The 12,487-nt window shown below is 53.7% G+C and carries 12 protein-coding genes; 5 read left to right on the forward strand and 7 right to left on the reverse strand.

Annotation, left to right across the window (positions count from 1 at the left end; genetic code table 11):
• The 7 genes from MWN76_RS12505 to MWN76_RS12535 all read right to left on the reverse strand — a co-directional run bounded on the left by MWN76_RS12505 (position 1) and on the right by MWN76_RS12535 (position 8,267).
• Positions 1 to 1,362 carry a DNA double-strand break repair nuclease NurA gene (locus MWN76_RS12505; protein ID WP_250461761.1) on the reverse strand — a complete coding sequence of 454 codons (1,362 nt, stop codon included), beginning with the start codon at positions 1,360 to 1,362 and terminating at the stop codon, positions 1 to 3.
• A 2-nt stretch (positions 1,363 to 1,364) separates the two neighbouring features.
• On the reverse strand, positions 1,365 to 3,446 hold the full coding sequence (locus tag MWN76_RS12510; protein ID WP_250461762.1) for an ATP-binding protein: 2,082 nt from the start codon (positions 3,444 to 3,446) through the stop codon (positions 1,365 to 1,367).
• Positions 3,427 to 4,440 (reverse strand): DNA methyltransferase, encoded by a 1,014-nt coding sequence (locus tag MWN76_RS12515; RefSeq protein ID WP_250461763.1) that lies wholly within the window; start codon positions 4,438 to 4,440, stop codon positions 3,427 to 3,429. The genes MWN76_RS12510 and MWN76_RS12515 overlap by 20 nt, the downstream gene beginning before the upstream one ends.
• 340 nt (positions 4,441 to 4,780) lie before the next feature.
• The gene (locus MWN76_RS12520) at positions 4,781 to 5,653 is read right to left on the reverse strand and encodes a PIN domain-containing protein (RefSeq protein WP_250461764.1); all 873 of its coding nucleotides are present in this window, start codon (positions 5,651 to 5,653) and stop codon (positions 4,781 to 4,783) included.
• Between the two features lie 216 nt (positions 5,654 to 5,869).
• Positions 5,870 to 6,715, reverse strand: coding sequence for an SPFH domain-containing protein (locus MWN76_RS12525; RefSeq protein WP_250461765.1), 846 nt, complete (start codon positions 6,713 to 6,715; stop codon positions 5,870 to 5,872).
• A 162-nt stretch (positions 6,716 to 6,877) separates the two neighbouring features.
• Positions 6,878 to 7,348 carry an NfeD family protein gene (locus MWN76_RS12530; protein ID WP_250461766.1) on the reverse strand — a complete coding sequence of 157 codons (471 nt, stop codon included), beginning with the start codon at positions 7,346 to 7,348 and terminating at the stop codon, positions 6,878 to 6,880.
• A 103-nt stretch (positions 7,349 to 7,451) separates the two neighbouring features.
• Positions 7,452 to 8,267: a CHAD domain-containing protein gene (locus MWN76_RS12535; protein ID WP_250461767.1), complete on the reverse strand. Its 816-nt coding sequence runs from the start codon at positions 8,265 to 8,267 to the stop codon at positions 7,452 to 7,454.
• A gap of 126 nt (positions 8,268 to 8,393) precedes the next feature.
• Between MWN76_RS12535 and ubiE the strand changes: the two genes are divergently transcribed.
• The 5 genes from ubiE to MWN76_RS12560 all read left to right on the forward strand — a co-directional run bounded on the left by ubiE (position 8,394) and on the right by MWN76_RS12560 (position 12,449).
• Positions 8,394 to 9,143 (forward strand): bifunctional demethylmenaquinone methyltransferase/2-methoxy-6-polyprenyl-1,4-benzoquinol methylase UbiE, encoded by a 750-nt coding sequence (ubiE, locus tag MWN76_RS12540; protein WP_250461768.1) that lies wholly within the window; start codon positions 8,394 to 8,396, stop codon positions 9,141 to 9,143.
• A gap of 194 nt (positions 9,144 to 9,337) precedes the next feature.
• The gene (locus MWN76_RS12545; protein ID WP_250461769.1) at positions 9,338 to 9,964 is read left to right on the forward strand and encodes a ubiquinone biosynthesis accessory factor UbiJ; all 627 of its coding nucleotides are present in this window, start codon (positions 9,338 to 9,340) and stop codon (positions 9,962 to 9,964) included.
• A 2-nt stretch (positions 9,965 to 9,966) separates the two neighbouring features.
• On the forward strand, positions 9,967 to 11,577 hold the full coding sequence (gene ubiB / locus MWN76_RS12550; protein WP_250461770.1) for a ubiquinone biosynthesis regulatory protein kinase UbiB: 1,611 nt from the start codon (positions 9,967 to 9,969) through the stop codon (positions 11,575 to 11,577).
• Between the two features lie 94 nt (positions 11,578 to 11,671).
• The gene (hisI, locus tag MWN76_RS12555; RefSeq protein WP_250461771.1) at positions 11,672 to 12,073 is read left to right on the forward strand and encodes a phosphoribosyl-AMP cyclohydrolase; all 402 of its coding nucleotides are present in this window, start codon (positions 11,672 to 11,674) and stop codon (positions 12,071 to 12,073) included.
• On the forward strand, positions 12,066 to 12,449 hold the full coding sequence (locus tag MWN76_RS12560) for a phosphoribosyl-ATP diphosphatase (RefSeq protein ID WP_250461772.1): 384 nt from the start codon (positions 12,066 to 12,068) through the stop codon (positions 12,447 to 12,449). Before hisI ends, MWN76_RS12560 begins: the two co-directional genes overlap by 8 nt.
• Positions 12,450 to 12,487 lie beyond the last annotated feature (38 nt).

The raw sequence follows: 12,487 nt of genomic DNA on the forward strand, positions 1-12,487 counted from the left end.
TTAGGGTTCCACCATTGTAGAAGTGGAAAATTTTTCGAGTAGTACTTTGCTCGGATGATTTGCTAATGACACCAACTTGTTTGCGATAGCTACTGGCACTATTGCATCATCATACATGTCACATTTAAGATTTTGGATATTTAAAAGAACAATATCCAAATTGGCATAGTCTGCTTTCTGAGGGTTTAGGATTGAACCCTTGCCTGGAACTGGGACGGTAAGCACTAATATTTGACCGTCTTTGGAGTGGAAAATTACTTTGCCGCTGTAATATGATGTACTTCCGTAATGCATTCTTAAAGGGTCGCCAGGAACAATGTACTTATAGATATAGCTGTTGTCGAGTAGTATGTATTTCCCTTTAGGTAGTACAGGTTCTCCTGTAGGTGGGGCAGAAATTTCCTGCGCATGCTCCACAAATGGGCCACTTTTCTCCAGGCCAACAATGAACAGGTTGTTGGTTTGTAGTAGATGATTGCAAAGATTGCGCATCGGAGTATGCATATTGGCTGTTTGCCCGGAAAAGCTTAAAGGGCCGTCGGCAATAAAGAGAAACTCATTTAACAGCCGCTTCTGGTGCTTTAGGATAAAGCGTATAAAGTGGACGAGGATCAGCTGTTCTATGAGCCTTGTTAGGTATCCCAAAATTCCACCAGCTCCATGCTCCTCGTCAACGGCTTCGTGAAACCGGAACACGTCGGTGAGATAGACTGTTCCGTCAGGAGAGTCGAACGTGTAGTCTGAATTGATTGATTTTCGGTTTAGAATGAATTCTCCCGTGCCGGCATCTAAATTCGGATTGCTGGCTAGAGAATAGCTGTCAAGTGGCTTATTTCTATATTCTTCAAATACGAACCACTTCAAGGTTTCCATGAAGCTCATTCTATCTCGTTCTTTTATAAAGAAATCATAAATTGTTTTACGAATAGAATTCTTTAGAGAAGACTCTGATTTGGAGACGATGTTTTTGATCGGTATTGCAAGTTTCAAGCGTTGCAAGTTGTGCAGTTTTTGCATATCTTCAGGAAAAATATAGGGCTTTTCCGATAAGCTTTCCAGGTCCTCTACATTAAAAAGTACTGCGCCAAACTGAAAGAATGCGAACTGGGCGCTTGGAAAGTTCTTTTTTACCTCGACGGTTGTATAACTGCCATCAACAGCAAGTATGTGTTTTATAGGGTTGTCGATATCTTTCTTGAGTGTTTCGAAGCTATCCGTATCACTCTCTTCGATATCAGAACAATCCTTTGGAAGGGTGCACTTGCTTATGAAATCTTTGATAAACGGGTCGTTGATGATGTGGGTATGGTTAATCTTTGCCGCCCACTCGTTAGGCTTATGGCTTCTGCTCGTAGTGCCCATATTCAGCCCCCCCTGTTAGCCAAGAAGCGGTCGATTTGTACGGGAACAACAAAAGGGTTGGTGTATGTCTTCATGCGCACAAAGCCTTTGTCATTCCCCGAGCTGAATTTTAGAAGCGAAGTTATGAAATCGGAGAAGTCATAATACTTCCTTAACTCCTTGAGTTCGTCTTCATTGTTCAGGTGGGCGATAAACCAGTTTTGTGTGTTCTTGAGAATATTAGCACTAATAGAGCTGACTTCCTGGGTGGCATATGTCATACCAAGGTTAAGTTTCGCGCCCTCTTTGGCAAGACGACTGTAGATGTCACTAAGGTCTTTATCCTCTTTTTTGGGGAATAGGTTGTGCGCTTCCTCAAAATAGAATTGTATATGATTACTTGCCTTCGTTTTAGTAAACCTATCCATGGAGTCTTCAAAAATCTTTCGTGTGATCTTTTCGGAGTAAAGGTTTCGTATTTTTTCTTCCCCTTGTGATAGATCTATAATTATGATCCTTCCATTTCGTAGCGCAGTGAGGATTTCGACTTCAAACGAAGAGCTAGATAAATTTGTGTGTAATCCTTGGAATTGCCGAAAAAGGCGAAAACCGCTATAACTTGCTTGTTTTCCTGGTCCGGGCTTTCGAGTAAGAAAAGTCAGGAGTGCAATCATGTCCTCATCAAAAAAATCTTTTTCTTTTTTTTGACGATAATCATCGAACTTTTGACGGTGTTCATCATCGGCCATCGCGTCAAATACGTCTTTAAACCAAATTGTCGCTTGATCTAAATTTAGTCCCTCATGAGGAGATAAATTTGGCACAATTTGATTTACAGTTTTTGCATCTCCGAAAAATTTCACTTGGCTTTTATTTGGAGGCAGCTTAAATCCAGCCTCATGTAGGCAGCACTTATAGATCGCCACTTTCTTATCGTAAGCAATAGCAGCGTGCCGTTCATCGCTAGTCTTTTCTCCTGGTGATTTCCTGTAGTTCTCTGGCTCTGTAAGGTCAACGGTGCAAAAGCTTTTGATATAAGTACTTGCCTGGTCAGCGAGACCAGTTGTGATTAATTTGAAGCCAGCCTGAAGTTCGTTGTAGAAGTTGACCTTTAAGACCTTAAATCCTTTGTCTGTTTTATCAACTATTGAGTATCGCTCTACTTGATCCTCATACAACTCAAATATAGCTGTACCCTCGTCTTGGAGGTTTGGGTTGGCATATTCACCATTTACATCGAAAACGATTTGACCGACTGGGAACTGTGGTGATCCTTCGTCGGTGAAGGGGGGCAGCTCATTAGTCGAATTAGATAACGTGCAGTTTTGAGCTTTGCGAGAAATCTCTGCTGTCGCTTCAATGATCTTTTTTATGGTGTTCGACTTACCCGTTCGTGTCATGCCGAAAGCGGCGGTGCGCTTACCGACGAAATCCTGTGGACAAATATAAACCTCTACATCGTCTATAGTTGACTGGAATCTCCTGCTGGAGCTGTATCGTATGGCGCCTATTTTGAACTCATTTTCGTTACCGGCGACAATGCTGCCGTCACGCTGGTTTACTATTTCTCGCAATACAGAATCAGTAGCTTTGTACACGCTGTAGTTATTTGCGGAGTAAAAGTTTTCAAGATCCGCCCCGAACTCAAGAGTTTCTAATACAGTCTTTTCGCCATCTCGATCGACCTCTTTTTTTAGCTTATAGAAAGCCCCAAGAACTCGGCACTGAAGACCAGAAAAACTGAACTCATATCGAGTGAAATCGTCGAGTTTGCTACTTCTGTTGTTGCCAGCTCGGCCGCTGATATCGGAGCCATCTTTGTAGTATTCAATCATGGAGCTCACAACATCATTATCGGTTGGCAACTTTGATGGTGTAAGAGCACGGAGAAGTACTGCCTCCTCAACGCCATCTTCACCGTCATAAAAAGCCAAAAGAAATGCTCCTTGTGGTATACCCTTAACCCGGTGCTTCCAGGCATCTGAAACAAGTACCTGTGCATTTTCATAATCTAAATAGAAGGGGCGACCAATGAAATTATCGTTGTTTCGCCCTTCTTTGAATATATCGACATCTAAAATTTCTCTAAGCTTTTGCTCTAACACGCTCTGCTCCTGTTTCGGCGAATATCTCTAATTTAGAATCCAAGCTTGGCTCTTCGAATCGAATTATAGAGTCGTAAGCGTAATCCTCGTTTGCTTCTACTGAAATCCATCTTCTCTTAAGTCTTTCAGCGAAATATCCAGTTGTGTTACTGCCTGCAAATGGATCGAGAATCAGATCGTTTTCTTCAGTAAGGAATTCTGTGAAGAAATTGATCAGGCCACCGTGCATGCGCGCAGGATGAGGAGTGATATTCTCCTTTCTGCATCTTTTGAAGTAGTAATCGTTTGAGTTGGTATTGGAAAGGCTAAGCACATTGTGTGGTAAGCGAACATCGCGACTGGAGTCGATAGGATCTAACTCGAAGAGGTTGTGGGCGATGCTACCCCCATTATCCCTCGCGAACGCTGTGTCGCTAATGCCGTGCTCTGATGGACGCTTTCCTGCATTGAACTTCTTTGTTTTGATCAACCGCTCCATTTTTTTGGAATAAGGGCGCAGTACTTTTGAGTTGTCGGCTTTCGGGAAGTCGTTCTTCGCAATCCACCAAACGTGTGTGTAACTATCGACAGTTCGAATGCGATTGACAGTTACCCATTGGGCTGGCGACGGAAGGCGAGACGGGTTATAGCAAATAAATTCCTGAATTAAACGCAAATCGGCTTCAGGGTTCTTAACTAAGCCAAGCAAGCATTCTAAGTGAAGCAGCGACTGCACAGGACGTCCTGGTTCCCAGGCATTGCCAATCTCGATAACAAGAGAGCCATCATCAGCAAGCAAATCTGAAAATATTGGTGCGAGTTCCATGAACCAGTTATAGTAATCCTTGCCCTGAAGGTTTCCATATCGTTTTTTGTTATTTAAGGGGAAAGGTGGTGATGTAATGATTAAGTTAAATTTATTTTTATAGTATCGGCGCAAGTAAGACCTAGACAATTCAACTGAATCGCCAATATACAGTTTTCCGAGTTTAGTTTTATATAGTTCTTTCTTCATTACACATCGTCTTTTTGAATAGTTCAGGAAGATTCTTCCTTCTCTTTGCGTTTCTTGTGATTCGGCTTACGAGACTGTAGAAAACGCCGGCCTCTATCGTCAGGTTATATCTTACCTACGAGATCGCGCATCTATGTGACTCATGGCTTGCTTTGCAGCTCGAAAAGCATTTCAACGCTCTCTCCGTACGAAAAGTTAGTTTCATTAAGAGTCACCCGAGTTTTTTACAGCCTGAATGTAGCCCTCACATGCGAACAATGCTATGCACCTTTGTACAAGATTGGAAGCGGCAGAGTCTAATACAAAGGTCATAACGTTGGCACTTCCCCTGCAGCGCTGGTTATGAATTCGGCGATCCAGGTTCATCGAACAGCCTCAACAGATTCTCTAACGTGTTCATACCCTTTTTCTCCTTATTTTTTGAACTCTGATTCTGAGAGTCTACATTCGCCATTTGCTCTTGCTCGACCTTCTCTTCAGCGGGTGTTACTGTCACCTCCATGAGCTTTAGAGCTTCCGAAAGTTTTGTTTTATATGTTATAGATTTCTTCCCTACTCTATCTCGAAATTCTGCTTTTAATGCATCATTGAGAAAGGCTTTATCGTTATAGTAAGTTCCATAGTCTGAATCTCTTGAAACTATCACGTACTTGCCCGGATATTTTTGGGCACAATGAATAAACCACTCCCAGTTTAATGCATCGCCTATTGATGTATCGGTCGACTTCCTTGGGGGATATCCAAGTATAAATCTTCGCCAAGCCAGTCTTTTTACTTTGTGGCGAATTTTCATGTCTCTGGTAAGAACGTGGTCGTTTTTACTATAGAATATTGCTTCTAATGATTTATAAATTGGATCGTATAGCACAGGATTTCCAATAATATTGGAGACCCTTTTTTTAAGCTCTTTCTTCTTTTTGTCTAGGTCTGATTTATGTTTTTTCAGGCTGCCACTCAAATTGCTATCATCCATGACAGCTGGCAATCTTGGATCAATATTTAAATTCTTATCAGATATATTGTCGATGATGGCTCTATGTCTGTTTTTGAGAAACTCCATTTCTACTTGATAAGTACAGATAACATTCTCTTTGACTCCCTCCAACTTCCTAAGCAATGCCAAAGAGGTCTCATTTTGAGACCTGTAGAAATCCAGGAAGATATTGGTATCAATGAACGTATAGACTTTTGTTGGTTTTTTTTTGGCCGCCAACTTCTATCTCCTTCAAAAGTTCATAATGCCGCAAACTGGGGCGGCCGGAACGTATTTAGCGCGGAGCGCGTTGAGGCAAAGGGGTTAAATTTTGAAAGAACAGCATGTTTGTCCTGCTATTTATAACAAGCTGATGGCAAAGCTAATCCTCGCCTTAGAAATTTTAACCAGAATACCGGTTAACCCAGGCCGATGCGGACTCGGGTTCTATCGTAGCTATCTGTGCAATAACCCCTTCACCGCCTGCGGCAAATCCGCCGGCAAGATCACGTTCTTCGCATTATCAGACTGCGAAAGCTCCGAAAGCGCCGTGATATAGCGCTCACCCAGCAGATACATCACCGGCATCTCCTGCTCGCCAATAGCGGCCGAAACTCGCTCGATAGCCTCACGACTGGCATCGGCCAGCACCACCTGCGCCTTGGCGTCGCGCTTGGAGGCTTCCAGTCGTCCGTCCGCTTCCAGAATTGCCGCCTGCTTTTCCCCTTCCGCCCGGGTCACGGTCGCGCGGCGCTGGCGTTCGGCTGCGGCCTGTTCTTCCATTGCCTTCTGCATTGTCTGGGACGGGTTGATATCCTGGATTTCGACGGTTTTCAGGTTGATCCCCCAGTCGGCGATATCGTCGGAGATGCCCTCTTTCAGTTTTGCCTTGATCAGGTCGCGGGAGGACAGCGCCGAGTCCAGTGACATTTCGCCGACGATGGAACGCAGGGCAGTCTGGATCAGGTTCTGGATGGCTATCTCGTAGCTTTCGACACCGTAGACGGCCTTCTCCGGCGAGACGATATTGATATAGGCCACGGCGTTGGCAATGATGGCGGCGTTGTCGTGGGTGATGACTTCCTGGGAGGGAATGTCCAGCACGATGTCCTTGGTGGTTACTTTGTAGGGGACCTGGTCGACGTAGGGGATGATGATGTTCATGCCCGGTGTCAGTGTCTTGTGGTATTTGCCCAGGCGCTGGACGATATGTTTGGAGCCCTGCGGGACTATGCGTACGCCCATGGCGATGGTGACGACGATGAGTACCACCAGGGCGAGAATGACTGATAAACCTTCCACTACTGTTTCCTTTTTGCGGGTCTGATGCTCGTTAAAGTTCTTTTAGGTTTTTGGGTAAGTGCGGTTAGTCACACTGCGGTGTTGGTCGGAATCCGGGGCTTTGGGGGCTTGCTGGATTCCGGCGTTTGCCGGAATGACGATTGTTTGTTGGCTCCTTGCTTGCTAGAGGCGGGTGACTATCAGGGTGTTGCCGGAGATGTCGGTTACCCGGACCCGGTCGCCGATGGCGACTTCCTCGTTGCAGATAAACTGCCACTCCTCCTCGCCGAGAATCGGCGCCGGGAATTTGAGGCGGCCGCGGTTGCGGCCGGCGTTGGATTCCAGTGCCAGGCCCACCTGTCCGGCCAGTGCCTCGGCGGCCATACCGGAGGTGGTGCGGTCTTTCCATTGCGGGCGGATCAGTTTGTACCAGGCGATCACCAGGCCAATGGAGATGCCGGCCCACAGCAGCAGTTGCAGTGCAATCGGCATGTCGATGAGGATCAGCAACGCCCCCATCAACAGCGCGGCGATACCGAACCAGAAGAGTACGAATCCGGAAACGAAGATTTCTGCGGTTACCAGCAGCAGGCCGAGGACCAGCCAGTGCCAGTAGGCGATATGTGTGTTCAGCCATTCCAACATCCTGGCCATTTCTCCCTTTCTGGGCGCCAATTGGCGCCGATAATGTTGAAGCTATCACATTTTTTGGTGAATTTGAGGGGGCAATGCTGGATCGGGTGGATGGCAGTGGGGATCAGTCGCCGAAAGCGAACGCCCTGTCCGCAAACAGTTTGCGGCTGCGCTTTTCCATCTTTCGCTGCAATTCGTCGAGCCGTGTCTCGATAGCGTCGAGCAGCGGGATCAGCTCGCCCCCAAACGACTGCCCTTCCAGCACCAGGTGCCGGCGCAGTAACTGCAGGTCGCGCCAGTCCCCGAGCGCGCTGGCCAGCTTTTTCAGCGGTTTGCGCCGGCCGCCCACGGCCTTTGAGTCTTTATCCTCCAGCAGCCGCGTGTGGTACCACTGGTCCTTTACCCGCTTGCGGTACTCGTGAAAGTGCTCCGTCGTCTGTTCGTCGAACGCCTTCTTCATGGCTTTGCGGGCCCGCCTGTAGCTGCGCCGGTAGCCTTTGCGGGCGCTGCGCCAGTGCAGGTCGTCCAGCGGCCAGTGGTCGATGCGAGCGGCGCCCTGGTGCAGCAGTTCGGCGGCGGCCCGCAGGGCCGGTTCTTCGGTGCGCTGGACACGGGACTCCAGGAAGCTGTGGATCTGCGGGAAGGGATTCTCCGGCGCCAGCTTCTGCAGAGCGTCGCGCAGGGAGACGGCATCGCGGCTGGCGGACAGGGTATTGGCGAGGGTGCGGTAGTGGGCGTTCTCGTAGCGGTAGAGGTCGCCGGTGTCGGCGCGCACCAGGCGCAACAGGGCGCGCAGTTTTTTGCAGTGCTTGCGGGTTGCGTGTACGGCCTCTTCTTCCGGCAGCGCGGCCAGGTCTTCGGCGGCATCTGCCAGCTGTTGCCGGGCCGCATCGCGCAGGGCGCGCCCGATCGGTGTGTCGCCGTGCAGCCGGTAGGCCATGGTGTCTCTGCCTCCGTTGTGCCTGGTTGTGCCGGTATGCCTTCCTGAAGTTTAGTGAGCGGCCGGTGCCGCGGCTTGCCGGGCAATGTACAATGTGGCCCCAGATTTTGGTTCAGCAGGCACACCATGAAGGATCGCAAGACCACCCACTTCGGCTATCAAGAGGTTCCGGTGGATGAGAAGGCCGGCCGCGTGGCGGATGTCTTCCACTCGGTGGCGGCGCGCTACGATGTGATGAACGACCTGATGTCCGGTGGCATCCACCGCCTGTGGAAGCGCTTCACGATCGAGTTGTCCGGCGCCCGCCCGGGGCAGGCGATTCTGGATATCGCCGGCGGCACCGGCGATCTGACGGCGCGCTTCTCGCGCATCGTGGGGCCGGAGGGCCAGGTGGTGCTGGCGGATATCAACGAGTCGATGCTGAAAGTGGGCCGCGACCGGCTGCTGGATCGCGGTGTCGCCGGCAATGTGGTGCCGGTGCAGGCGGATGCCCAGTACCTGCCCTTCCCGGACAATACCTTCGATTGCATCACCATCGCCTTCGGCCTGCGCAATGTCACCGACAAGGACCTGGCGCTGCGCTCGATGCTGCGTGTGCTGAAGCCCGGCGGCCGCCTGTTGGTGCTGGAGTTCTCCAAGCCGGAGTCGAAGCTGCTGGAGAAGGTGTACGACCAGTACTCGTTCCGCCTGCTGCCGTTTATGGGCAAGCTGGTGGCGGACGACGCCGACAGCTACCGCTACCTGGCGGAGAGCATCCGCATGCACCCGGACCAGGAGACGCTGAAACAGATGATGAGCGATGCCGGTTTTGTGGATTGCGAGTTCCACAATATGACCGGCGGTATCGTCGCTTTGCACAAGGGTATCAAGCCCTGACGTGTCAGTGAGGTTGAGGCTTCGTTCGGGGAGCCGGGGCGCGGTGCGCCTTTCCGGGACACGCCGTAAATCCGTCCCTGGAGGCTTGTCTGCGAGGTCCCTCTCGCAGACAGTCCCGGAAAGACGCACCGCGCCCCGGCTAGTGCCACCGGCGAATGCGTAGACCTCTGGATAGATGAGTTAAGGACACAATCTTGGACCCAACCTTTCGCGCCGGCTTCGACGCCGCGCTGGAAACCGCCATCAACACCGCCCTGCAATACGACCCGGGCACCCGCGCGCGGCTGCAGAAGCTGGACGGCAAGGCCCTGGGTCTGGACCTGACGGCGCCCAGCCTGCAGTTCTGCCTCTGCATCGAGGGGGACCAGGTGCGGGTGCGCCACCATTGGGAGGGCGAGGTCACCACCCGCCTGCGCGGTTCCGCCATCGCCTTCCTGCGCCTGATCCGCGACACCGACGCCACGCCGGCCAAGCTGGGCGTGAGCATCTCCGGGTCCAGCGCGCTGCTGGCGGAGCTGCAGTCGATCCTGCGCGATCTGGAGATCGACTGGGAGGAGCCGCTGGCGAAGATCGTCGGCGATGTGCCGGCCCACGCGGTGGGCGAGACGCTGCGCTCGGCGGCGCGCTGGTTGCGCGGCAACCTGGAGCGGGCGCCGTCCGCGGCCGCGGAGGCGGTCAGTGAGGAGTGGCAGCTGACGCCGCCTGTGGCGCAGTTCGAAGCCTTTACCGACGACCTGCAGGATCTGGCCCTGGCCACCGATCGCCTGGAGGCGCGGGTACGGATTCTGCACGAGCGCTTCTCGCACATGGGGGGCGAATAACCTTGCCCGTCGCACGCAGTTTTACCATCGCGCGGGTCTTCCTGCGCTACCGCCTGGACAGCCTGGTACCCGCCGAGCGGCGCCCGCTGTGGCTGCGCGGTTTGCTGTTGCCTCTCAAAATCCTGCCGCAGCCGAAGATGGGCCGCGGCGAGCGGCTGCGCCGCGCGCTGGAGAAGCTGGGGCCGATTTTCGTCAAGTTCGGCCAGCTGCTGTCCACGCGCCCGGACCTGCTGCCGCCGGATATGGTCCGGGAGCTGGACCGCCTGCAGGACAATGTGCCGCCCTTCCCCAGCGACGACTGTATCGCCCTGGTCGAGCGCGCGCTCGGCGCGCCAGTGGACGAGCTGTTCGCCGAATTCTCGCGCGAGCCGCTGGCGTCGGCGTCGGTGGCGCAGGTGCATACCGCGCGCCTGCACGGCGGCGAGTCGGTGGTGGTGAAGGTGCTGCGCCCGGGCATCGACAAAGTCATCGAGCAGGACTTGCGCCTGCTGCAGGTGCTGGCCCGCTGGGTGGCGCGCTTCGTGCCGGACGGCCGGCGTTTGCGCCCGGTGGAGGTGGTGGACGACTACCGCCACACCATCGAGGGCGAGCTGGACCTGGTGCGTGAGGGCGCCAACGCCACCCAATTGAAACGCAATTTCGCCAACTCGCCGCTGCTGTATATCCCCGAGGTCTACTGGGACTTCACCCGCGAGAACGTGCTGGTGCTGGAGCGTATCGACGGTATTCCGGTGACGGATATCGCCCAGCTGAAGGCCCAGGGCACGGATATGAAGCGGCTGGCCGAGCGCGGGGTGGAGATCTTCTTCAAGCAGGTATTCCAGCACAACTTCTTCCACGCGGACATGCACCCGGGCAATATCTTCGTGTCGCGCAAGCATCCGCAGCGGCCGCAGTATATTGCCGTGGACACTGCCATCGTCGGCAGCCTGTCGCGGGAGGACCAGTACTACCTGGCGCGCAACCTGCTGGCCATGTTCCGCCGCGACTACCGCATGGTGGCGGAGCTGCATGTGCAGAGCGGCTGGGTGCGGCGGGACACACCGGTGAACACCTTCGAGGCCGCCATCCGCGCCGTCTGCGAACCGATCTTCGAAAAGCCGCTGGGGGAGATCTCCTTCGCGCGGGTGCTGATCAGCCTGTTCCAGACGGCGCGCCGGTTCGATATGGCGGTGCAGCCGCAGCTGGTGCTGCTGCAGAAAACCCTGTTGAATATCGAGGGGCTGGGCCGGCAGCTTTATCCACAGCTGGATCTGTGGAAGACTGCCCATCCATTCTTGGAAGGCTGGATGCGCGACCGCATCCACCCGAAGACCATCTGGGCCGAGATTCAGCGCTACGGGCCCGAATGGCTGGAGAAGTTCCCGCACCTGCCGCAGCTGGTCTACTCCTCGCTGGAGCAGTCGCGGGAGCTGGGTCCGCAGCTGGAGAATATCGGCGACCAGTTGGCCGGCAGCCACCGCCGCGGCCGCAGCCAGTACCTGCGCCGCGCCGCCGGCGTCATCCTGGCCGCCGGTACCGCCGCAGTCGCCGCCCCCGGCTGGCTGGCGCAGTTGCCGCCCGCCGGCTGGGCCATGGGCATCGCCGCCCTGGCCCTGCTGCTCTGGCCATAGGGTGCGCCGTGCGCACCGCGGGGACCGCTGTGTTGGGGCTCGCGGTGCTCACCCCAACCTACAATACAGAGTCAGGAAGTCTTAAGGAGACACATTGACCAAAGCAGATTCCAACACCGCCCTGCTCGACCAGGTCGCCTGGAACGACGACGGCCTGGTGCCGGCCATTGCCCAGGACGCCAGGACCGGCCGCGTGCTGATGATGGCGTGGATGAACCGCGAGTCACTGGCGCTCACCATCGGGGAAGAACGCGCCGTATACTGGTCGCGTTCCCGCGGTAAACTGTGGCGCAAGGGCGAGTCCTCCGGCCACGTGCAGCAGGTGCGCGAACTGCGCCTGGACTGCGACGGCGACACGGTACTGCTGCTGGTGGAGCAACTGGGCGGCATCGCCTGCCACACCGGCCGTACCAGCTGCTTCTACCGTGTGCTGGACGGCGGCGACTGGCGTATCAACCAGCCGGTGATCAAGGATCCGGAAGCCATCTATGAGTGATCTGCTGCAACAACTGGACGCGGTACTGGAAAGCCGCAGGCAAGCCGCTGAGGGCTCTCGTGCCGCTGAGGGCTCTGATGCCGCTGAGGGCTCTGATGCCGCTGAAGGCTCCTACGTGGCCAGCCTGCACCGCAAGGGCCTGAACAAGATTCTGGAAAAGGTCGGCGAGGAGGCCACGGAAGTGATACTCGCCGCCAAGGATGTCGAGAACGGCGGCGACCGCCAGGCGATGATCGCCGAGACCGCCGATCTCTGGTTCCACTCCCTGGTCATGCTTTCGCACCTGGGGGCGGATTCACAGGACGTACTGGATGAGCTGGCGCGCCGCTTCGGCCTGTCCGGCCTGGAAGAGAAAGCCTCGCGAGCGCAAGATTAATCTGTAGGAGCCTGCACGCAGGCGAAACAAATCTGGAG

Origin of the sequence: Microbulbifer litoralis (assembly GCF_023634065.1) — a bacterium.
Taxonomy (GTDB): Bacteria; Pseudomonadota; Gammaproteobacteria; order Pseudomonadales; family Cellvibrionaceae; genus Microbulbifer; species Microbulbifer litoralis.